Raw genomic sequence first — 22,336 nt, forward strand, 5'->3', positions numbered from 1 at the left:
TACAATCACATTTAAGTTATAACTAATATATAAGTTCATAATCATATTTCCTTCGGGGTCAGGTGAAATTCCGAACCGGCGGTGATGAAGCAAAATGCTGCTTTTAAGTCCGTGACCCGTAAGGTTGTTCAAACCGAGCGGTGGACCCGGTGAAAATCCGGGACCGACAGTTAAAGTCTGGATGGGAGAAGGAATTTAGATGTGTAAGCATAATGCAGGTGCTGACAGATACACTTTTTGTAAATTTACAAAAGGAGCATTTTTGTATCCTTTTAATGTTTTTTAATGGTTAAGTGTACCCAAGTACCCTGTCTGTTTTTATGTATGTATATTTGCCTATGCTTATTATCTTAAATTCTAACCAACTGCCTCTGAAGTGAATTCAGAGGTTTTTTTAATTTATAAAACAAGGGGGCCGAGCAGGTTAGAAGGAATGCACAAAATGAATAACAGGGAGGGAAATTCATGTTTACAGGAATTATCGAGGAGCAGGGAACGGTTAAAAGAATCGAAAAAACGGATGAACAATCTGTCACATTAACAATTAGTGCAGCAACCATATTGGAAGATGTAAAAACTGGTGACAGCATCGCAGTAAACGGGATCTGCCTGACAGTAACACGATTTACCTCAGAAGATTTTCAAGTGGATGTGATGCCGGAAACAGTAAAAGCAACATCCTTAAATAGGCTGCATGCAGGATCCGGGGTAAATTTGGAACGTGCCATGCAGGTAAATGACAGGTTTGGCGGTCATTTCATATCCGGACATGTAGATGGAATCGGGGCCATTACGAAAAAAGAAAAAGAGGAAAATGCTGTTTATTACAATATTAAAGCTGAGAAAAATGCTTCAGCTTTATTGATGAAGAAAGGTTCCATAGCTGTGGATGGAATCAGTCTGACTGTATTTGATGTGCAGGAAGAAACGTTTACTGTTTCATTGATACCGCATACGACCGCCGTTACAACGCTGGGAAACAAAAAGATGGGGGATATTGTAAATTTGGAATATGACATGCTTGGCAAATATGTTCGAAATATACTGGATCATCAAACTGTAAAATCAGCTGGTTATTAGAAAGCACGAGTATGGAAGGAGTGTAATAGTTATGTTTCATACAATTCAGGAAGCAATCATCGATTTAAAAAAGGGTAAACCGATCATTGCAGTTGATGACGAAGACAGGGAGAATGAGGGAGATCTGGTTGCTTTATCCGAAAAAGCTACCCCAGAAGTAATTAACTTTATGATAACGCATGGAAAAGGGCTTGTTTGTATGCCAATCACAAAGAAGCTGGCTATGGAACTGAATCTTCCGTTGATGGAAAAGAAAAATACCGATCCGCTGGGTACTGCTTTTACGGTAAGTGTTGACCACAAGAATACAACTACCGGAATTAGTGCCTGGGAGAGAGCTGACACAATAAGAGCAATCATAGATAAAACCGCAAGACCTGAAGACTTTAAGCGGCCCGGCCATGTTTTTCCTCTGATTGCAGAGGAAGATGGTGTGCTGGCTCGGCGCGGCCATACAGAAGCAGCAGTAGATTTGGCCATCCTTTCCGGTTCTATTCCTTCAGGCGTAATATGCGAAATTATCAAGGATGATGGAACAATGGCAAGAGTGCCGGATTTAAAGAACATGGCTAAAGTGTTTGATTTAAAGATAATTACTATTGAAGGGCTGGTTAAATACCGGGAAAAACATGGACAGTATGCATAGTGAAAGTAAACCGCACAAAGAATTAAAGGAGATGACAGAAATGGGGAAAGTAATTCAAGGATGTTTAGTAGGAACAGAACTGAAAATAGGTATAGTTATCAGTAGATTTAATGAGTTTATTACAAAGAACTTACTAACAGGTGCAGTTGATACATTAAAACGGCATGGAGCAACAGAAGATCATATCGATGTTGTCTGGGTTCCCGGCGCCTTTGAAATACCGGTGGCAGCCCAGACGCTCGCACTGAAGGAACGATATGATGCTGTAATTGCACTGGGAGCAGTTATAAGAGGCTCTACCACCCATTACGATTATGTTTGCAGTGAGGTATCAAAAGGAGTGACGAATGCCTCCTTAAAAGCCGGGAAACCGGTTGTTTTTGGGGTGCTTACCACAGAAACGATCGAGCAAGCGATGGAGCGGGCCGGGACAAAAGCAGGTAATAAAGGTGCAGAATCAGCAGCAGCAGCTATTGAAATGTGCAATGTTTTAAAACAGATTTAAATACTACTGGTGAATACGCAGGGCAACCCCCAAAAGTTACAATAAAAAACTAATTTTTGGGGGTGTTTAATAGGGGAAATATTGTGCGGAAATGAAGTTAAAAGTCGTTATCTTGATGGTTCTTCAGGATTTCGGCTATTAGTTGAGAAATGTGAAATAACAGCTCGAACTTCTATTGTTTGTGGCAAGAGGAGATAAGATGAATATTTCTCAAAATCTAACTATTGAAAAGTACTACTGGTCAATAGTTAGATTTTGAACCAGGCTAATATATTAATGCTCTCTTTTTTGAAAGCATTTCTTATTTGTGATCCAACTACTATTCCTATAAAACCAAACAGGGTAAAATTAACAATGTTTCCCCAATCCATTCCTCTGTTTTGCGATGGACTAATAAAAAGTTCAAAAGCAATTATACCCACAATCCAGCCAGAAGTTATCTTAATAAGCGCAATATTGTTCCCCCTTATTTCTCATTAACGGCGGGCTGCCAACTTAAACACGCCAAAAGAAAGTAAAAATACAAAAAATCCAACGATAACTAAATTAACGATATAAAAAATCCCGCTTCCCAGAAAATTAATGATTGTATCATTTGCAGGGGAGGCAGACAGGAATAAATAATTTCCGCCGAGCACCGGGTTGATAAACGCGCCGACCACTAATGCATAAAACAGCAACACCCCAAATGCTGACAGCGCAGTTTTTAATGTAATGTTTACCCTGCTTGTCAGTACTAAATAAAAGCTGGAACAGGATAAAACAATATGGTGCAGGAAAAATTGCCAATACCTGTAATGCGGATAATCAAAAGCCAGTTCAGGGGTAATGATAGTCAGTCCTGCCGGGAGAAAGCCAAGAAAATATGTAAAGATGATTATATTTTTATTTCTTGTGGTCAAGGCAATGATAGCAAGCATACCCGCAAGGCTGCATATATGAAGCGGCATGCTGTATTCAAGGCGCCATATATCATTGACAGCCATCCATACTTGATAGGTAGTTTCCGATAATAGGAGAAACCCGGCTAACGTCCATCTGAGGACGTTTGAAAAGTGAGAGCTTGCTGTGATTTTCTTATAATGGAAGAACAGAACCATTAACACAATAAAGTAAAGAATGATCATAAGAGTATGACTTGTGCTAAAAAGTGTAAAACGATCATTTATTATACTGCCAAACCAATTTTCCATAAGTAGCATCCTCTCATTGTTCCAATTTGCCTGTGCTTTAAATAGTAGCATGGAATCACAAAAAAACACCATAGTTATACGGTGTTTTGATCAGGTATATGGTTATGCTTTTTTCTTCAGCCATCTAAATAGATTTGTAATTAGGATAGATATAAGAAAAAATCCATAATAAGTGATGAATAAAAAGAAATAGTCTACCCATTCGTACATCTGGAAAAAATCAATCGCAACCAAAATGGGTTTAAAAACGAATGCCAGGATAGCCGATAGCACAATCGCATACACATACACGTTTTTACTGTGATTTAATGTCCATTGATAAAACAGCATGAACACTATCGGAACGAGCGAAGCATCTAATGCAAAGCTTGGCAGAAAGGGGAGGATTTGATAAGGGTATTCCCACAAACCAAGTTTTTCTCCAAGTGTATTGGTGTACATGAACCATACATGGTAATTAAAGCCGAAAAAACCTATGAGGAGTGCTTTGCGTTTGTCTATTGTAAAAAATAATATTAATAAAGGAACTACAATCATGGCTATAACTAGCCAAGACTGCCAGGCAGCAAAATCAGAAAAAGATTGCCAGTATTCTATTTCCAATTCTGTTAATTGTTGTCTTATGGAACGGATATTATCAAGCTGTTCCCTTTGTTTTTCCTGCATCAAAAGTTCTCCTTACATAAAGGTAAAACTTATTTTCTGCAAGTTAAATGAAAATATACAGGAGGAAATAACGCATGAAAAATGCCAGCAATAGAACTTTTTTCTAATGCTGGCATTGCCTTTTATCCTCCGATAATATGGTACCCGGAATCTACGTGGAGTATTTCCCCTGTTACGCCGCGGGATAGGTCGCTAATAAAGAATAATGTCGCATCTCCCACCTGGTCCTGATCAATATTCCGTCTTAGCGGTGCTTTTTCTTCGATTGCTTTTGTCTTTTCATTAAAACCGGATACGCCTTTTGCAGAAAGCGTGCGGATCGGACCTGCCGAAATAGCATTTACCCGAATATTGTATTTACCCATATCCTCTGCCAGGTATCTCATGCTGGCTTCCAGAGAAGCTTTCGCTACGCCCATTACATTGTAGTTTGGTACTACTCGCTCAGAGCCAAGGTATGTTTGCGTGATAATACTGCCGCCTTCTGTCATCAGTTCCTTTGCTGCCTTCGTTACTGCGACAAGCGAGAAGGCGCTGATCTCCTGGGCAAGCAGGAAGCCGTCCCTTGAAGTATCTGCGTATTCTCCTTGAAGTTCCTCCCGTTTTGCGAAGGCCACCGAATGGACGACCCCGTGAATGATGCCCACTTTTTCTTTGATTTCAGCAAAAGCATTTTGGATGCTTTCATCACTTGCCACATCACAGGAAACAATCAATTTTGCCTCGATGTTATTTTTCTCCAGCAGTTTGACTAGTTTTTGGTAGGACCGTTCCTGCCTATTAGTGAAAATCAGGTTAGCCCCGGCTTTATGTAAAGATTTTGTTACCCCCCATGCGATGCTTCGGTCACTCGCAACACCCATCACAACAATATTTTTCCCTTTTAATAAATTCTCCATTGATCCAGTCCCCTTTCCAGGCAATCTCTTTTTCCCATTATAACCTAACAAGGTATTTCACAAAACTAAAGTTTCATGGAAGATGCTTTTTGGGTGAAGGGAATATCTTCATATATATATGGTAAATACCCCGGGAGATGGTCTGTTACAGGATTCTGGATGGATAAAAAATTCCCTGATGAAAATGAAAATTACTCTTTACAAAACGCTGGGAACTAGGTATAATAAAATTCGTCGGTTTGAGACAGGTTATGTAAATATGTGTCTAAATAGTAAATAGCTTATTCTCAGCTGCTATGTTTACGGCCCGTTGGTCAAGCGGTTAAGACACCGCCCTTTCACGGCGGTAACACGGGTTCGAATCCCGTACGGGTCACCAATATGGAGGATTAGCTCAGCTGGGAGAGCACTTGCCTTACAAGCAAGGGGTCGCAGGTTCGAGCCCTGCATCCTCCACCATGCCGCAACGGACACGTGCAGCACTGGTAAACTGCCGGCCTGGCTCGATTGGCAGAGCACCGAGCAAAGCTTCTGCCGAATAGGCTGCGAGTAACCCCGAAGCAGCAAACTTCCTTGAATAATCATGAAGATGCAGGGGTCATACTAAGAGCAAATTTCTTTTAAGAACTTTATTTATTTCAGCATGCCGGCCTAGCTCAATTGGTAGAGCACCGAGCAAAGCTTCTGCCGAATAGGCTGCGAGTAACCCCGAAGCAGCAAACTTCCTTGAATAATCATGAAGATGCAGGGGTCATACTAAGAGCAAATTTCTTCTAAAAACTTAATTTATTTCAGTATGCCGGCCTAGCTCAATTGGTAGAGCAACTGACTTGTAATCAGTAGGTTGGGGGTTCAAGTCCTCTGGCCGGCACCATTTGAATTTAATTGAATAAAAAATATTTTATAGGTTAACAATATGGAGGGGTAGCGAAGTGGCTAAACGCGGCGGACTGTAAATCCGCTCCCTCAGGGTTCGGCAGTTCGAATCTGCCCCCCTCCACCACTAATATTGTTGGGCTATAGCCAAGCGGTAAGGCATCGGGTTTTGATCCCGTGTATCCTAGGTTCGAATCCTAGTAGCCCAGCCACTTTTTTTATTTTTGGGACTTCTTATTGATAACTCTCCTGTACATCGATTCCTTCTCCTTTTATTCCATGAAAAGAACTTTAATATTTACGTTTCAAATTCACTCATTCAGGTAAATAGGTAGTAAAGGCCATACAACTAAAAATTTATATACATAAATATAAACCCTGAAGCAATATATCGGGTTCAAGGATTCCGAGGAATGGCTGCTTCATGAAATATAATAGCAACGAGGAACACATCCACCGAGTAACCCCGAAGCACCAACCATCATCGAATAAACAATCAGATGCAGGGGTCATTCAAAAGGCAAACCACTTATTACATCTGGAAGTTATATTGAAAAGGAGCCATTAGCTCAGCAGGCAGAGCAACGAGCAGCACATCCGCCGAGAAAGCCTCGAGTAACCCCGAAGCACCAACCATCATTGAATAAACAAGCAGATGCAGGGGTCATCATTCAATAGTCAAACCACTTATAACATCTGGAAGCTATATTATAAGGAGCCATTAGCTCAGCAGGCAGAGCATCTGACTTTTAATCAGAGGGTCGGAGGTTCGAATCCTCCATGGCTCACCATTTACAAAACTGTAAAAAACATATGGAAATAACAAAAATAAACAAGGCCTGCCGCAAATAAATCAGCCTTGTTTATTTGCATTTTACCCTGTTTTTTAACATAATAGTTACAGAAAAAAATTATGAAATATAACTTGTCCAAACATGTTATAATAAAATGTATTAGAAAATTTGGCTTGCAGCTAAAGGGATCCTTGATAGCTATATTGCTTTCTTAGAAGCCCTTACGCTGGGAGTATAAACTTTAATGGCGACAGCATCAGCACCACAGGGTATAACCTAATGCCCTTGCATTTAGGTAATTCTTTTCGGTGGGGCGAGCAATCGGAACCCCGGACATGAAAGTTTTATGTTGTCTTATCACTAAAACAAAAGACCTAAATTCTCACATTGCTGTGCAGTTTATAGTATAATATTGGTGGACAAAAGGATGATACTATGAATACTTCCAGAATCCCTGGTTTTTACAATATGAGTATCCAGGAGCGAAGGGATATATTGGATAACATGTATAATTTCACGGAAGAGGAGCTGGATGCTTTATCTTCTGATGGCTCACTTTCCACGGATACAGCTGATAAAATGATTGAAAACGTCATTAGCACCTATCCGCTTCCTTTAGGGTTAGGGTTGAATTTTTTAATAAACGGGAAAGAATATGCAGTACCCATGGCTGTAGAGGAACCATCCATCGTAGCCTCGGCCAGCCATATTGCTAAAATTGTCAGAGATGCCGGCGGGTTTAAAACAGAGGCAACCGAACGGGTGATGATCGGTCAAATCCAAGTTGTAGGCTGTGAAGATTTCCAAAAAGCCAAAGAGACACTGCTCCGTGAAAAAGAAGCTTTACTGAAAGCTGCCAATGCTGCATATCCCAGCATTGTGGCACGGGGTGGCGGAGCTGAGGATCTGGAAGTACGCATACTGAATGAGGAAGCAAATTCCGCCTATAGTCAGATGCTCATTTTGCATCTGTACATTAATACATGTGATGCGATGGGCGCAAATATTATTAATACGATGCTTGAATCCCTGGCCCCCATGGTGGAGGAATTAACAGAAGGCAAGGTATACCTGCGTATTTTATCCAATTATGCAGATAAGTGTCTGGCCAGAGCAAAATGTGTAATCCCGCCGGAATTATTAAAGACTGGTGACTTTACCGGGGAGGAAGTACGTGATGGCGTTGTGCATGCATTTGAATTTGCAGCATCAGACCCATATCGGGCTGTTACGCATAATAAAGGAATTATGAACGGGATAGATCCGGTAGTTATTGCAACCGGCAATGACTGGCGGGCAGTGGAGGCAGGTGCTCATGCCTATGCTTCCAGAAGCGGTCAATACACTTCCATGACCACCTGGTCCGCAGATAAAAATGGGAATCTGGTTGGCGAGCTTGAATTGCCCATGGCGGTAGGTACAGTTGGCGGGTCAATCAGGGTCCATCCTATCGCGAAACTTGCCTATAAAATACTTGGTATAGAATCAGCGGCCGATCTGGCACAAGTTATTGTAGCTGTGGGACTGGCACAAAATCTTGGAGCATTAAAAGCATTGGCAACGGAAGGCATTCAAAAAGGGCATATGGCATTACATTCTCGCTCTGTTGCAATTGCAGCAGGGGCTTCAGGGGAGATGATTGATATCATTGCAGAAAAGTTAGTTGAAACAAAAGAGATCCGTGTTGGAAAAGCTAAAGAATTGGTGGAACAGTATACAAAATGAGTGCAGAAAAAGCAACAACCACAGAAAAAACAGCTATAGGTATAGCTCATAGTAAATTAATTTTAATTGGAGAGCATGCAGTTGTACACGGACAGCCTGCGATTGCTATTCCATTTCCATTAGTCGGCGTTGAATCCATTGTGGAATATGTGCCTGGAAACGTGCAGATTGACAGCACATTTTATCATGGACCGCTAAACCATACGCCCGAGTCCTTAAAAGGAATTGTGAATTGTATTAAAGGTACTGCGGAATATCTGGATATGCCATGCAAAGATATGCTGATCCGCATAAATTCCTCCATTCCTCCGGGCAAAGGTCTTGGATCCAGTGCATCTGTCGCTATCTCAGTGATCAGGTCTTTATTTGCCTATGCTAATAGAGATTATACAGAAAAAGAATTATTGAATCTTGCAAATATTGCCGAGACATTTGCGCATGGCTCCCCCAGCGGAATTGATACATTGACGATTACGTCCGAATGTCCGGTATGGTATGAAAAAGAACAACCGATAGATTTTATCGATTTAAGTGACGACTTTCATTTTGTTGTTGCGGATTCCGGCAGAACCGGGGATACCCGTTTAGCGGTGGAATCTGTGACGAATTTATTGAAAGCAGCCCCGAAGCGAATTCAGCGCAAGCTTGAAAGAATAGGAGAACTGACCCATCAGGCTAAACATGCTTTGGAACGAAAGGGAAAGCATATTCTTGGACAAATGCTTGATGAGGCCCAAAAAGAACTGGAAGCATTGGGAGTAAGTGATGCAGGTCTTAATAAACTGATTTATTTTGCAAGAAAAGAAGGTGCTTTAGGAGCAAAATTAACAGGGGGCGGGAATGGCGGCTGCATTATCGCGCTTGCGCAAAATGAAGTCCATTCCAAACAGCTTGCAGATACATTGAGGAAGATTGGTGCACATGCTGTATGGCCGTTTGTATTAAAGAAAAATAAAGGGTATTAAAGGGGAATCAGCATGAAGGCTACAGCAAAAGCACACACGAATATTGCCTTAATTAAATATTGGGGTAAGCGGGAAGAATCGATTATTTTACCGACAAATAACAGCCTTTCGCTTACACTGGATGGTTTTTATACAACAACTTCCGTAAAATTTAATAAGGATTTCACCGAAGATGAATTTTTTCTGGACGGAAAAAAAGTGACCGGCGTACCGTATGATCGGGTAAGCGGATTTCTTGATTTAATCCGTGACCTGGCAGGAAAGAAAGTTTACGCCTCTGTCGAGTCCGTGAACGAAGTACCGACTGCTGCAGGATTTGCCTCCTCGGCATCGGGTTTTGCGGCGCTTGCGGCTGCCGGAGCGAAAGCAATTGGACTGGAGTTGAACGATCAGGAGCTCTCACGTTTGACAAGGCAGGGATCAGGTTCGGCGTGCCGATCCATCTATGGCGGATTTGCAGAATGGCGGATGGGTTTCATGGAGGATGGATCTGATTCCTATGCGGTTCCTGTCGCCCCTGTCGAACATTGGGATCTAAGGGTCGCCGCTGTCGTTTTGGATGCAAAAATGAAAAAAGTGTCGAGTCGCGACGGAATGCGGCGGACTGTCGAATCATCTCCTTTTTTTGCCGGCTGGCTCGACAGTATTTCTGTTGATTTACGGGAAATAAAATCAGGAATTGAAGCACGGGATTTTGAAAAAGTGGGAAAGATTGCAGAAGCAAATTGCTTGAAAATGCATGCCACCACATTAGGCGCCAAACCGCCTTTTACATATTGGATTGACACAACGCTTACAGTAATGCAAAGGGTCCGGGAGCTGAGGGAAAATGGAATTCCAGCTTATTTTACGATTGATGCAGGGCCAAACGTCAAAGTTCTCTACTTGCCGGAAAATGAAAAGCAGATTCATGAATCACTTCAACGTATTCCGGGTGTACTGGACGTCAGGTTAAGCAAACCCGGTCATGGCATAAGTTATTTATAAGGGGGCAATTACTTTGTCCAATTCATCCATCACGATAAAAGTCCCTGGTAAACTGATGGTTGCCGGGGAGTTTGCAGTACTTGAGCCGCATCATCAATTAGTGGTGATGGCGGTAGATCGTTTTGTTTATACGACCATAGAGCAAAACAGGACAAACGTACTGTCGCTACATGACTTTCAGCTGGAAGATATGTCTTGGGAATTTCGTAATAATGAGGTAGAGATTGCTTCAGATGATAAGCGTCTGAAGTTTGTTCAGCATGCCATGAAAATCACCCTCGCATATTTACGGGAGCGATCTATTATACCTGGACCTTTTAAGCTGGGTATTAAAAGTGAATTGGACGATGCGTCCGGTGCAAAATACGGCCTTGGCTCCAGCGCGGCAGTCGTTACATCGGTGGTGTCTGCCATTTTAAAAAAGTTCGCTTCTGAGGAAACAGATAAGGAATTACTATTTAAACTGGCATCCATTGCGCATGTGACGGTACAGGGGAATGGATCAGGCGCGGATATCGCCGCATCCTCTTTTGGCGGTTTTTTGGAATATACATCCTTCCAGGCAGAATGGCTGCTGGATCTTTATCATAATTCGGCCTCCATAACAGAGATGCTAAAGACAGATTGGATTTATTATACATCAAAGGCGATTCAGCCACCTGAGAATGTATATGTCTGCATAGGCTGGACAGGAAAACCTGCCTCTACGGGGAAACTTGTTCATGAAGTTTTAAAATTAAAAGATGCCAATCCGGAGCAGTTCAGGCAGTTTTTAAATGCCAGTGAAGAAGCGGTGGATCTTTTCCTCGCAGGAATGAGAGAGAAAGATTTACCTCGTCTATTGAAAGGTGTAAAACAAAACAGGGCTGCATTAAAAACGGTTGGAAAACATGCCAGTGTAAACATCGAAACTCCGTTGCTGAGTAAACTGTGTGATACAGCAGAACAATTCGGCGGGGCCGGAAAACCATCCGGTGCGGGTGGAGGAGACTGCGGTATTGCCTTCATGCCAACAAAAGAATCAGCGGAGGCAGTGATGGAAGCATGGAAACAGGAAGGCATTAAGCCGTTGACAATTAAACCATATAGGGGAAAATCCCCGCTGCGCTAAAAAAGCGGAAGTATGCTGTCTACTACAGCGGATATTTCCGCTTTTTTTTATTCTGCTAATTTCAAGGATTCATACTCCATTGCATATATATACATTTTCATGTCGAGTTGAGTCATTTCCCCCTTTTTGGCTAAAATAGGGAGTGGAGGTGCTGTGATGAGTAAAAATATTTCAATAATCGGTGTGCCGATGGATTTGGGGCAAAGCCGGCGCGGGGTGGACATGGGTCCCAGTGCAATCCGGTATGCCGGGGCCATTGAGCGGCTGGAAGCATTAAATTACAACATACATGATTTAGGAGATATAGCGATTAATCGTCCAGGGCAGAGCAATCCGGATGATGGCACGAATTTGAAGAATTTAGAACAGGTTATAGAAGCAAATGAAAAACTGGCCGGAATGGTCGATCAGGAGATGGCCAAAAAACGCTTTCCGCTTGTTTTGGGAGGGGACCACAGTATTGCCATTGGATCATTGGCAGGAGTTTCAAAGTACTATGAAAACCTTGGTGTTATTTGGTATGATGCACATGGTGATTTAAATTCCAGTGAAACGTCCCCATCCGGAAATATTCACGGTATGCCGCTGGCCGTAAGTCTGGGTATCGGTCATGAGAAACTGACCAATTTATCTGGCAGTGCACCGAAAATTAAGCCTGAAAATATTGTTATTGTTGGTGCACGCTCCCTTGATCCCGGAGAAAGAGAATTAATCCGAGATAAAGGAATTAAAGTATATACGATGCATGAAATTGATCGGATGGGAATGTCATTAGTAATGGAAGAGACCATCCACTACTTAAAAGAACGCACAGATGGTGTACATCTTAGTCTGGACTTGGATGGCCTTGACCCTTCTGAAGCACCAGGCGTCGGGACACCTGTTTTAGGCGGGATCACATACCGGGAAAGCCATTTAGCCATGGAAATGCTTGAAGAAGCTGATATTCTTTGTTCAGCCGAATTTGTGGAGGTAAATCCGATACTGGATGAAAAAAATAAAACAGCTACCGTTGCAGTAGCTTTAATGGGCTCTCTTTTTGGAGAAAAATTAAAATAGATAATCTATCCCACAAATAAAAGATTCTGGTGTATAATGAAAAAGACATGAAATTTCGGGTAGCAGAAATTTTATGTCTTTTTAGCATGGCTACTATTTTTGATGATTATCTGAATGTACCATGAATTTTTAAGGATGCCTTTGAACCCTTCAAGTATTCATTAATTAATTTGTCGAGCTCTTTACTAGATGAGATAACTTTTTCAGAAGTCAGCGCATTGGAATCACTGAGGGAAATCATTTCTTCCCGCGATTTTTCTATCTTCTTAAGCAGCAGGGGGTTTTTCATTGATACGTCCTCCTATCTAATCTAGTTTGTTTTTTAAAATACCCAAGATTTTGGAATTCTAAACATGTCATCATTCATTCAAATATTTTTTGAAACCTTTAATGTGATGTATTCGTAATATAAATACCGCATGATAGCGGAGGTACCCGTATGGATGAAATAATTAGAGAGAAAATTAAGCATGTTAAAAAAGGTGATCAATCGGCATTTGAAGATGTAGTCTTCCTGTTTCAGAATAAGATTTACCAGCATTGTTTCCGCATGCTTGGCAACCGGCAAGAGGCGGAGGATATAGCACAAGAAGCCTTTATTCGTGCCTATGTGAATATTGATTCTTTTGATGAACGCAGAAAGTTTTCAACCTGGCTATACCGAATCGCTACGAATCTGACGATCGACCGGATTCGCAAGCGAAAGCCGGATTACTATCTGGATGCAGAAATTAAAGGTACAGAAGGATTAAATATGTATTCACAATTGCCGGATGAACAGCGGCTGCCTGGGGAAGAAGTGGAAAATATGGAATTGCAGCGCTATATACATCAAGAGATTTCAGAACTCCCGCCAAAATATCGGAGCATTATCATATTACGGTATTTGGAGGATTTTTCACTAAAGGAAATCAGCGACATCCTGGACATCCCATTAGGCACCGTAAAGACCCGGATACACAGGGGAAGAGAAGCTTTACGGAAAAAGCTGCGCCACGTGTAAAGGAGTGTGACATATGAGTTGTAACAATAAGGAAGCTAGAGAGCTTATGCATCAATATTTGGATGGCGGGCTGCCAACAGAGGAAGAAAATAAACTGCGCCTTCATCTGGAAGACTGTGAAGCCTGCCAGCAGCACTTTCATGAATTAAAACGAACGATAACTTTAATTCAAAGTGCAGAATCTGTCACGGCTCCGGAAGGTTTTACGGCAAACGTCATGAATAACCTGCCGGCGGAGAAAAAGCGGATGAAGTACATGCGCTGGTTTAAAGCACATCCAGTCATTACCGCAGCTGCCATCTTTTTTATTTTAATGGTGGGCGGCATGCTTTCAATGTGGAACCAGAATACAGAACTGGTTGTATCCAAGGAGGAAGATCTCGTCATTGATGGAGACACGGTCATCGTCCCGCCGGATGTGGTCGTCGAGGGCGATCTGGTCGTCAGGAATGGAGATTTAATCATTAGTGGAACCGTAGAAGGAAATGTAACCATTATCAATGGAGAACTTATTGATGATCCACTTGAAAATGAAACCTTAATGGCGTCCGTCGGAGAAATAAATGGGGAAATAAAACAGGTGGACCGGGCTTTTGAATGGATGTGGTATCAGATAAAAAACTTTTTCAGAAGCTTATTCACATTTTAACCATTCCCTAATGCAATGACATACCGGAGCAATTCTGTCTGGTATGTCATTTTAATTTTTTCCGGAAAGCCCCCATAGCAGCTATGGTAATCCATTTTAAATATTTACGGCAATAACTCCCCATCACTGTTCCCAGAAGGTGTAACTTTCTCTAACAGCATTTAGTCCCCATCAAAGATAGCTCAACAAATCCGCCAAGTTCAGTCATTCCAGCTAATACCCAATGCGGATTATCCTAATATAAATTGAAAAAACCTTCCTCGCAATTTTCAAAAATCCCATTTTGGATGCTCCAAGCAAATAACCTCGGAAAGGATATGTGCCAACTCTCATAAATATTCCAAAAACCAGCCACAATAAACATAATAAAAAACGTTTATAAACGATGTTTACACTGCTTGAATGGTACTAAAATATGTTATAATGAAATGCACGACTATTGATAAAATTAATTGACATAAATTTTTTGTCTAAAAGGATGTGTAAGCAGCATGATGGGGTGGGATTTTGACCTTTTACAAATCCTTCGGGTCTTCATTGATATAGGCATTGTCTGGTACGTCTTATATAAATTAATTATGTTGATCAGGGGCACGAAGGCGATTCAGCTGCTTAAAGGAATCGCGGTAGTGCTGGCTGTTTGGCTGTTAAGCATTGCCTTTAATCTACAAACTATCCAATGGATTACAAGTCAGGCAATTGACTGGGGTCTTATAGTTATTATTATTTTATTTCAGCCTGAATTAAGAAGAGCTTTGGAACAATTGGGAAGAGGGAACATCTTCGGAAGGAGTGCCCGTTCCGAGGAGGAAATCATAAGGCAGAATATAGAAGCTATTATTCAATCCTGTAAGTATATGGCGAAGCGGCGAATTGGTGCACTTATATCCATCGAACGGGAAACAGGGCTGGGAGATTACGCAGAAACCGGAACCGAGATTAATGGAAAGCTAACCCATCAGCTGCTGACGAACATCTTCACGCCAAATACACCATTGCATGATGGTGCAGTTATATTAAAAAGAGACAAAGTAATTGCGGCAGCCTGTTATCTTCCGTTGTCAGAGAGCCCATTTATTTCAAAAGAACTTGGTACGAGACACCGTGCTGCTGTTGGAATAAGTGAAGTTACCGATTCATTGACGATTGTGGTGTCAGAAGAAACAGGAGGGATCTCATGTGCTAAAAATGGTGAGCTGCATAGAGAGTTAAATGAAGACAGTTTAAAAGAATTACTTCAGGAAAACCTGTCATTAAATGCGAAAACCCCTGATAAAAAGCCGAGAAGATGGAGGGGTGAGAAATAATGGACAATTGGTTTAAAAGTAAATGGTTTGTACGTGCCTTGTCATTGGTATTTGCTGTATTACTGTATGTATTCGTATCAGTGGAATCAAATGACACTGAAAATACGGATTTAACCTTTTTACCCGGAAGTCCATCTGATACCCAAACATTAAATGACGTACCTGTAGATATACGAATGGATGATGAAAATTATGTTGTCAGCGGAGTACCTGAGCATGTTACTGTCACGATGGAGGGATCTGTCGGTGTGCTTACCCCGACTGTCAGACAGCGGAATTTTGATGTATTTGTGGATTTGGAAGGATTGGGGGAAGGGGAGCATCGAGTTGAGCTGGAGCATGACATAACACCTGACTTATCCGTAGATATAGAGCCTCCTGCCATTGAGGTAACGATAGAAGAAAGGGCTACAGCTGAATTTACTGTGGATGTAGATTTTATGAATGAAAATGATCTCCCGGATGGTTTTGAGATTGGTGACTATGAAGTGAATCCATCTTCAGTCTCTATTACCAGTTCCCGGAGTGTTATTGATCAGATAGGTATAGTAAAAGTTTATGTGAATGTGGCCAATCTGGACCGGCCGATTGAAGACAGGGAAGTTCCGGTAAATGTGTATGATAACCAGGGAAATGAACTAAGTGTAAATATTGAACCGGAAAACGTTGCAGTATCCCTGAATGTAAATAATCCTAGTGCAACAGTGCCTCTGGAAGTGGAGACAACCGGAGAATTGCCGGATGGCTTTTCATTAACCTCCATTTCTGCTAATGTAGACGAGGTTGAAATTTTTGCAACAAGTGAATTGCTGGGAGGCATTGAAAGCATCGCGACTGAGGAAATAGATTTATCGGAAATTACCGAGTCAGGCATAGTGGACGTGCCGCTTGCCTTGCCTGAGGGTGTCCTGGCGCCTGAAATGGAAACAGTAGAAGTGACGATTGAATTGGAAGAAACGAGAACAATGGACGACATACCAATCGACGTGGAGGCTTTAGGTAATGGACAAGAGTTATCCTTTATTGAACCGGACGAGCCGGAGATGGGAATTACGGCTATCGGGGAACAAGCCAGTATGAGCGAGTTTGATGAAGAAGATATCCGCTTGTTCATTAACCTGGAGGATGTGGAAGCAGGAGAGCATACCGTGCCAATTACGATTGAAGGACCAGAGGATATTACGATTGATGGAGAATATGAAGAGGCGACAGTGGAAATAAGTGATGAGTAAAGTCATCTTATTATGGCAGGTAAGCAGCCAAACCATCTTACCCTGCTTAGATGAAGCAGCCTATACCTTACCTTTAGGATATGAAGGCTTTGACCATCAAGACACGCACTTCGCAGCATAAGAGCTTTTAAGAATCCCTTTTGCAATAGGTCAAGTCTTCGAAGCAAAAATTGGTATATCAAGGAGTGATATGAATGGGGAAATATTTTGGCACTGACGGTGTAAGAGGCGTAGCAAACGAAGAGCTGACACCGGAACTGGCTTTTAGATTAGGCCGTTTTGGAGGATATGTTTTAACAAAAGATACAGAAAATCCAAAAGTAATTATCGGAAGAGATCCCCGAATTTCCGGTTATATGCTGGAAGGGGCATTAATAGCCGGACTCTTGTCTATCGGAGCAGAAGTGATGCGCAGCGGCATTATTACCACTCCCGGGGTTGCTTATTTAACAAAAGCGACGAGTTCCCAGGCAGGCGTGATGATTTCAGCCTCCCATAACCCAGTCGAAGATAACGGAATTAAGTTTTTTGGCACTGACGGTTTTAAATTGACCGATGAACAGGAAAAGGAAATAGAAGCTTTAATGGAAGGGGAGGATACGCTTCCTCGTCCTACCGGCGGAAAGATAGGCATTGTCAATGATTATTTTGAAGGCGGGCAGAAATATCTTTCTTTCCTGAAGGACTCCATCGACAATGATTTTGAAGGAATGCAAATTGCCCTGGATTGTGCTAATGGCTCTACTTCCAGTCTGGCCACCCATTTATTTGCTGACCTGGAGGCAGATATCGTTTCTATCGGATCTTCTCCGGATGGTTTGAATATCAATGATGGAGTCGGCTCGACACATCCGGAAAAATTGCAGGCGCTTGTGAAAGAAAATAACGCGGATATTGGCCTGGCTTTTGACGGAGATGGAGACAGGTTAATTGCAGTAGATGAAACAGGCAAAATTGTGGATGGTGACCAGATCATGTATATATGTGCAAAATACATGAATGAAAAAGGCTATCTCCGTAACAATACGGTCGTTTCGACGATCATGAGCAATATTGGTTTTTATAAAGCGCTGGAGGAAAACGGAATGACCAGCAATAAAACAGCGGTAGGCGACCGCTATGTCCTGGAAGAAATGCTGAAAAATGGCTTTAACCTTGGGGGAGAGCAATCGGGCCATATCATTTTCCTTGATTACAATACAACAGGGGATGGCATGCTGTCTGCATTACAGCTTGTAAATGTTATGAAGGAAACAGGAAAGCCGCTATCCGAACTCGCAGGAGAAATGACCATTTTCCCGCAAGTATTAAAAAATGTGAAAGTGATTGATAAGCATAACGTTTTAAATAATCAACAAATTCAAGATGAAATTAACGAAGTGGAAAAAGAACTTGGGGATAGGGGGCGCGTGCTTGTCCGCCCGTCGGGTACTGAACCGCTTGTTCGTGTAATGGTGGAAGCACCTACAAAGGAAGACTGCGAAACATATGCGGATCGTGTAGTTAAAATTATTGAAAGTATTTTAGGAATGAAGGAATAGACACCTGCCCAAGGTGCAGGATTAAAAACATATTGTGCTGGATAACACCAGCAGGAAAATGAAGTGTATGGAAAAAATCCGTATGCTTCTTTTTATTTTGTCATAGAGTTAAGCAGCAGCACGTAGAATTTTAACAGAAGGGAGAGGGTTGCTTTGAAAAAAGTATTCAGGCCTTTCTGGAGCTTTGACATCAGGAAAACGGAAGACTGGCTGCATAAGATGGCTTTGGAAGGTTTTTTATTTGTAAAGCTGGATGCGGGGACAAGGTTGTTTTATTTTGAAGAAATGGAAAATAAAAAGGAAATCCAATTTCATGTTGAATATAATAAAGAACCGTGCAGTTCTTTACCAATGAACCTGGTAAAATCCGGATGGATGCCTGCTTATCAAGGGACACGCTGGCATGTCATTTACAATGTAAACAAAACAGCTGATATTCTCAGGTTTCCCGTGCGGGACGGCATTATAAAGCGCAATCGCATAATGTTATATATATTTGCAGCAATGACTGTGTATATCATACTCACGACACTGCTTTTTCTCACTCTCAGCGGGGTTACTATATTTATTTCCGGGGGAACCTTATCGTTTGACAGCAATATTTTCTGGTTCGGCATTTTTCTGGCTGCCTTCATGATCTGGCTGCTTGCTCCATATGCTGTTGTAAAGTTGTATCAAACAAATAAGCAATTCTGGTGATTCACCAGGTTGCTTTTAAATTTTGATAATGAGAAGTAATTGGGTGTATTATCTGAAACATGCTCCAAGCAACTTTTACAGTAATTTCACATACAATAATTACTGGCACACAAGATATTGATTGACCAGCGCGGCTGTTATCGTTTAAGATTAGTGTGCTTTTTCATTCAAAAATAGAAAGGAGCATAGCAGAAGCAGCAATAAAAGCGCCAGAACTATTTTCCGGACGGTATGGGAAATAGTTGACGAGGTGAAGGTTATCGAGGTTTCGGCGGATGCCTTCCGGTTGTACATTCCAATCGTGACGCTCATTCTTAAAACAATGAGGTAACTTGTTGGACAAAGGATTAGAGCAGAATGCAGACAAATCACGGGAAAGGGGCAGTACAACGCCCCGGACAGTGTTTTTAACCTGTCTTAAATAAATGAGGATGACGTTTGCTGCCCCTTTTGAAAAAGGAGGCCACAACGTTATGTGTGGAATTGTAGGGTTTATCGGACAAAATGATGCGAGGGATATATTATTAAATGGACTGGAAAAGCTCGAATATCGAGGATATGACTCAGCGGGAATCGCGGTGCTGAATGATCAAGGTCTGCATCTTTCCAAAGTAAAAGGCCGGATCGCAGCACTCAGGAAACACGTTGATCATTCTGTTCAATCGACGGTGGGAATCGGCCATACCCGCTGGGCAACACATGGTGTACCGAGTGAAGAAAATGCACACCCGCATCAAAGTGCATCAGGCAGATTCACCTTGGTCCATAATGGCGTTATTGAAAATTATCAGGAATTATGCCGGGAATATCTTTATGATGTGAATTTAAAAAGTAAAACAGATACAGAAGTAATTGTGCAGCTTATGGAGAAACTTGCAGAAAAAACGCAGGATACAGTGGAGGCCTTTCGACAAACAATGCGTTTACTGCAGGGTTCTTATGCGATTGCTTTAATAGATCGGGAAGACCGGGATAATATATATGCGGCAAAAAATAAAAGTCCGCTATTGGTTGGACTGGGAGAGGGTTTTAATGTTGTCACAAGCGATGCGATGGCAACATTAAAAGTGACGGATCAGTATCTTGAAATATATGATGGGGAAATCGTGACTGTAAGCCGCAATTTTGTTGAGGTGCAGCAGCTTAATGGTACTTTAGTAGATCGTAAACCTTTCACTGCACAGATTGATTGGGCAGATACAGAAAAAGGGACCTATCCTCATTTTATGTTAAAGGAAATTGATGAGCAGCCTTTAGTCATGCGTAAGATTATCAAAGAGTATCAGCCGGAAAACAATGGACTGAAGCTGGAAGCTGATATTCAAAATGCAATAAAGGATGCAGACAGGATATATATTATTGCGGCCGGAACCAGTTATCATGCAGGCCTGATCGGTAAAGGATTCCTGGAAAAAATGGCAAACATCCCGACAGAAGTGCATATTGCCAGTGAGTTTTCCTACCATATGCCATTATTGTCCGAAAGACCATTATTTATATTTATCTCCCAAAGCGGGGAAACAGCAGACAGCCGTGCTGTCTTAGTAAAAATAAAGGAAATGGGATATCCGGCGCTGACGATTACCAATGTGCCGGGATCCACCCTTTCCCGTGAAGCAGATTTCACATTGAATTTATATGCAGGACCGGAAATCGCGGTAGCATCAACGAAAGCTTATACAGCACAAATTGCCGTGCTGGCTATTCTGGCAGTGGATACAGCGAAAGCAAAAGGGATGGAGCTGGATTTTGCCCCAATGCAGGAATTGGCGATCGCAGCAAATGCAATGGAAGTATTAACAGACCAGAAGAACACTATGGAAGAATTAGCGAAAGACTATTTATCAGCCTCGCGTAATGCATTTTTTATCGGCCGGGGCACAGATTATCATGTATGCCTGGAAGGTGCATTGAAGTTAAAGGAAATCTCCTACATCCAGGCAGAAGGCTTTGCCGGCGGTGAATTAAAGCATGGAACGATCGCTTTAATTGAAGAGGACACACCGGTCATCGCACTGGCAACACAGGAAAAAGTAAATTATGCTATTCGCGGTAATGTCCAGGAGGTTGTGGCAAGAGGTGCGAATGATTTGATCATCAGTATGCAGGGGCTGGAGCGGGATACAGATGCTTTTGTTATACCGGCAGTTCATGAATTTCTGACACCGCTTGTTAGTGTAGTTCCATTGCAATTGCTGTCATATTATGCTGCATTGCATCGCGGATGTGATGTGGATAAGCCGAGAAATTTGGCAAAGTCGGTTACGGTGGAGTAGGTGGTTAAATTAAATGTTAAATTTGTAAAATAAAAAAATACTGTTTGTAAAAAATTCACTCCTTTATAATAAAGTTGTACTTTTTTACCTCTTTAGATACTTATCTAAAGGGGTATTTCGTTGTAAAAACTTACTTAATTATATGGTCCAGTGTAGACTGAATTTATAAGAGTAATTTATGATATACGTAGTTTGTGAAATGTTCCACTTAAGCTGACGGGTAGGTTTGGTTTGTAAAGTATAGATGGAAAGGGGGGCTTTCCAGTGCGTGCAGTTATATTTAGGAAAATTATTTCTGCATCAGTTTCTGGAGCACTGTTTGCTATATTTCTCGGTTTAATTGTTCCAAATCCGTTTGGAGAAAATATAAGTTCAATAACAGATTACTTATTCGCTTTTATAATAGCCACACCTGTTTATTTGATGTACAGCTTCCCAGCCATTTTAATCTACGGTGTTTTAACCTCCATTATTAGTGATAAAACAAACAATTTAATATCGAGAAAAACTAATAATGGAAAATTTGAAGTAATTATCTCAGGTATTTTACACATTCTTTTTGGTCTTGTCTTGCTCCCTTATAGTTTGGGTGCAGCAATTTTATTTTTTATTACAGATAGATTACTACAAAAAAGTAACGATAAAATTAATTGGTTACAATCAGTAAAAAGTTTAGCAATACCTTGTATTGTTTGGTTATCATTTATGGGAATGGTTTATTTGGAACATATATTCTTCAACTAAAGGGTTCGATTGGTGAATAAGTGGCAGTCGCCTATTTCATTGAATAAGAAAGTGGGAATAAATTTAGCGGGAGGGATTATGTTGAAAGAAACTACTGACAATAAAGATTTTGAGAATACGATTGATGCTGTTAATCGTCTTACAGAAGATGATGCAAAATCATTGTTAAGATTAATCTATGGATTTGTCAATACTGCTATAACGAGTAATGGTGGAGATAAAGTAAAATTAGAGGTTGTGCATAAGGTATCAAATATTTATAAACGTATTCCAGATTTAAACGAGTTAAGAAATAAATAAAAAGTACAAAAAACTGATTAGTGTTTAGGTATTGTGAATAAATGTATTTAAACAAACGGGTGCTTTAACACAGTAAGGA

The 22,336-nt window shown here is 41.3% G+C and carries 20 protein-coding genes, 6 tRNA genes, 1 pseudogene and 1 riboswitch; of the genes and pseudogenes, 23 read left to right on the plus strand and 4 right to left on the minus strand.

Annotation, left to right across the window (positions count from 1 at the left end; genetic code table 11):
* Positions 1 to 44: 44 nt before the first annotated feature.
* Positions 45 to 197, plus strand: a riboswitch (FMN riboswitch).
* Positions 198 to 465: 268 nt separating this feature from the next.
* The 3 genes and pseudogenes from ribE to ribH all read left to right on the plus strand — a co-directional run bounded on the left by ribE (position 466) and on the right by ribH (position 2,231).
* Positions 466 to 1,080, plus strand: a complete 615-nt coding sequence (gene ribE / locus GHD25_RS00005; RefSeq protein WP_164214302.1) for a riboflavin synthase — start codon at positions 466 to 468, stop codon at positions 1,078 to 1,080.
* Between the two features lie 31 nt (positions 1,081 to 1,111).
* Positions 1,112 to 1,708, plus strand: a pseudogene (gene ribB / locus GHD25_RS00010) (3,4-dihydroxy-2-butanone-4-phosphate synthase); the annotation flags it as partial.
* 58 nt (positions 1,709 to 1,766) lie between these two features.
* Positions 1,767 to 2,231 carry a 6,7-dimethyl-8-ribityllumazine synthase gene (ribH, locus tag GHD25_RS00015; protein WP_164214304.1) on the plus strand — a complete coding sequence of 155 codons (465 nt, stop codon included), beginning with the start codon at positions 1,767 to 1,769 and terminating at the stop codon, positions 2,229 to 2,231.
* Between the two features lie 476 nt (positions 2,232 to 2,707).
* On the opposite strand, the gene GHD25_RS00020 is transcribed toward ribH, so the two are convergent.
* The 3 genes from GHD25_RS00020 to fabI all read right to left on the minus strand — a co-directional run bounded on the left by GHD25_RS00020 (position 2,708) and on the right by fabI (position 4,989).
* Complete coding sequence (locus GHD25_RS00020) at positions 2,708 to 3,424, minus strand: YwaF family protein (protein ID WP_164214305.1); 717 nt, start codon at positions 3,422 to 3,424, stop codon at positions 2,708 to 2,710.
* 102 nt (positions 3,425 to 3,526) lie between these two features.
* A complete protein-coding gene (locus tag GHD25_RS00025) occupies positions 3,527 to 4,090 on the minus strand; it encodes a CBO0543 family protein (protein WP_164214306.1) in 564 nt (187 codons plus the stop codon).
* A gap of 122 nt (positions 4,091 to 4,212) precedes the next feature.
* Entirely contained in the window at positions 4,213 to 4,989 is a 777-nt protein-coding gene (fabI, locus tag GHD25_RS00030; protein ID WP_164214307.1) for an enoyl-ACP reductase FabI, read from the minus strand.
* Between the two features lie 304 nt (positions 4,990 to 5,293).
* Here fabI and GHD25_RS00035 point away from each other — a divergent pair.
* The 11 genes from GHD25_RS00035 (at position 5,294) to rocF (ending at position 12,506) form a co-directional block, all read left to right on the plus strand.
* Positions 5,294 to 5,368: transfer RNA gene (locus GHD25_RS00035), tRNA-Glu, on the plus strand.
* A 4-nt stretch (positions 5,369 to 5,372) separates the two neighbouring features.
* Positions 5,373 to 5,448, plus strand: a tRNA-Val gene (locus tag GHD25_RS00040).
* Positions 5,449 to 5,787: 339 nt separating this feature from the next.
* Positions 5,788 to 5,863, plus strand: a tRNA-Thr gene (locus GHD25_RS00045).
* A gap of 44 nt (positions 5,864 to 5,907) precedes the next feature.
* A tRNA-Tyr gene (locus GHD25_RS00050) sits at positions 5,908 to 5,992 on the plus strand.
* A gap of 10 nt (positions 5,993 to 6,002) precedes the next feature.
* Positions 6,003 to 6,077 (plus strand) — tRNA-Gln (locus GHD25_RS00055).
* Positions 6,078 to 6,580: 503 nt separating this feature from the next.
* Positions 6,581 to 6,656 (plus strand) — tRNA-Lys (locus GHD25_RS00060).
* A 438-nt stretch (positions 6,657 to 7,094) separates the two neighbouring features.
* Complete coding sequence (locus GHD25_RS00065; protein WP_164214308.1) at positions 7,095 to 8,384, plus strand: hydroxymethylglutaryl-CoA reductase, degradative; 1,290 nt, start codon at positions 7,095 to 7,097, stop codon at positions 8,382 to 8,384.
* Complete coding sequence (mvk, locus tag GHD25_RS00070; RefSeq protein ID WP_164214309.1) at positions 8,381 to 9,349, plus strand: mevalonate kinase; 969 nt, start codon at positions 8,381 to 8,383, stop codon at positions 9,347 to 9,349. The genes GHD25_RS00065 and mvk overlap by 4 nt, the downstream gene beginning before the upstream one ends.
* Positions 9,350 to 9,361: 12 nt before the next feature.
* Positions 9,362 to 10,336 carry a diphosphomevalonate decarboxylase gene (mvaD, locus tag GHD25_RS00075; protein ID WP_164214310.1) on the plus strand — a complete coding sequence of 325 codons (975 nt, stop codon included), beginning with the start codon at positions 9,362 to 9,364 and terminating at the stop codon, positions 10,334 to 10,336.
* A 13-nt stretch (positions 10,337 to 10,349) separates the two neighbouring features.
* A complete protein-coding gene (locus tag GHD25_RS00080) occupies positions 10,350 to 11,447 on the plus strand; it encodes a phosphomevalonate kinase (protein ID WP_164214311.1) in 1,098 nt (365 codons plus the stop codon).
* 156 nt (positions 11,448 to 11,603) lie between these two features.
* Entirely contained in the window at positions 11,604 to 12,506 is a 903-nt protein-coding gene (gene rocF / locus GHD25_RS00085; protein ID WP_164214312.1) for an arginase, read from the plus strand.
* Positions 12,507 to 12,612: 106 nt separating this feature from the next.
* Here rocF and GHD25_RS00090 read toward each other — a convergent pair whose 3' ends face one another.
* Entirely contained in the window at positions 12,613 to 12,795 is a 183-nt protein-coding gene (locus GHD25_RS00090) for an aspartyl-phosphate phosphatase Spo0E family protein (RefSeq protein ID WP_164214313.1), read from the minus strand.
* A gap of 150 nt (positions 12,796 to 12,945) precedes the next feature.
* Here GHD25_RS00090 and sigW point away from each other — a divergent pair, with 150 nt between their 5' ends.
* The 9 genes from sigW (at position 12,946) to GHD25_RS00135 (ending at position 22,257) form a co-directional block, all read left to right on the plus strand.
* Positions 12,946 to 13,509, plus strand: a complete 564-nt coding sequence (gene sigW, locus GHD25_RS00095) for an RNA polymerase sigma factor SigW (RefSeq protein WP_164214314.1) — start codon at positions 12,946 to 12,948, stop codon at positions 13,507 to 13,509.
* 13 nt (positions 13,510 to 13,522) lie between these two features.
* Positions 13,523 to 14,158 (plus strand): anti-sigma-W factor RsiW, encoded by a 636-nt coding sequence (gene rsiW, locus GHD25_RS00100; RefSeq protein WP_164214315.1) that lies wholly within the window; start codon positions 13,523 to 13,525, stop codon positions 14,156 to 14,158.
* Between the two features lie 491 nt (positions 14,159 to 14,649).
* Complete coding sequence (gene cdaA / locus GHD25_RS00105) at positions 14,650 to 15,465, plus strand: diadenylate cyclase CdaA (protein ID WP_164214316.1); 816 nt, start codon at positions 14,650 to 14,652, stop codon at positions 15,463 to 15,465.
* Positions 15,465 to 16,697: a CdaR family protein gene (locus tag GHD25_RS00110; protein ID WP_164214317.1), complete on the plus strand. Its 1,233-nt coding sequence runs from the start codon at positions 15,465 to 15,467 to the stop codon at positions 16,695 to 16,697. Before cdaA ends, GHD25_RS00110 begins: the two co-directional genes overlap by 1 nt.
* A gap of 194 nt (positions 16,698 to 16,891) precedes the next feature.
* Positions 16,892 to 18,238, plus strand: coding sequence for a phosphoglucosamine mutase (gene glmM / locus GHD25_RS00115; protein WP_164214318.1), 1,347 nt, complete (start codon positions 16,892 to 16,894; stop codon positions 18,236 to 18,238).
* 153 nt (positions 18,239 to 18,391) lie between these two features.
* Positions 18,392 to 18,937, plus strand: coding sequence for a DUF2812 domain-containing protein (locus GHD25_RS00120; RefSeq protein WP_164214319.1), 546 nt, complete (start codon positions 18,392 to 18,394; stop codon positions 18,935 to 18,937).
* Between the two features lie 473 nt (positions 18,938 to 19,410).
* Positions 19,411 to 21,213 (plus strand): glutamine--fructose-6-phosphate transaminase (isomerizing), encoded by a 1,803-nt coding sequence (gene glmS / locus GHD25_RS00125; protein ID WP_164214320.1) that lies wholly within the window; start codon positions 19,411 to 19,413, stop codon positions 21,211 to 21,213.
* Positions 21,214 to 21,477: 264 nt separating this feature from the next.
* Positions 21,478 to 21,957 (plus strand): hypothetical protein, encoded by a 480-nt coding sequence (locus tag GHD25_RS00130; protein ID WP_164214321.1) that lies wholly within the window; start codon positions 21,478 to 21,480, stop codon positions 21,955 to 21,957.
* A gap of 12 nt (positions 21,958 to 21,969) precedes the next feature.
* Entirely contained in the window at positions 21,970 to 22,257 is a 288-nt protein-coding gene (locus GHD25_RS00135; protein WP_164214322.1) for a hypothetical protein, read from the plus strand.
* Positions 22,258 to 22,336: the final 79 nt, after the last annotated feature.

Source organism: Virgibacillus aidingensis (genome assembly GCF_010994035.1).
In the GTDB taxonomy this organism is placed as follows: Bacteria; Bacillota; Bacilli; order Bacillales; family Amphibacillaceae; genus Virgibacillus_N.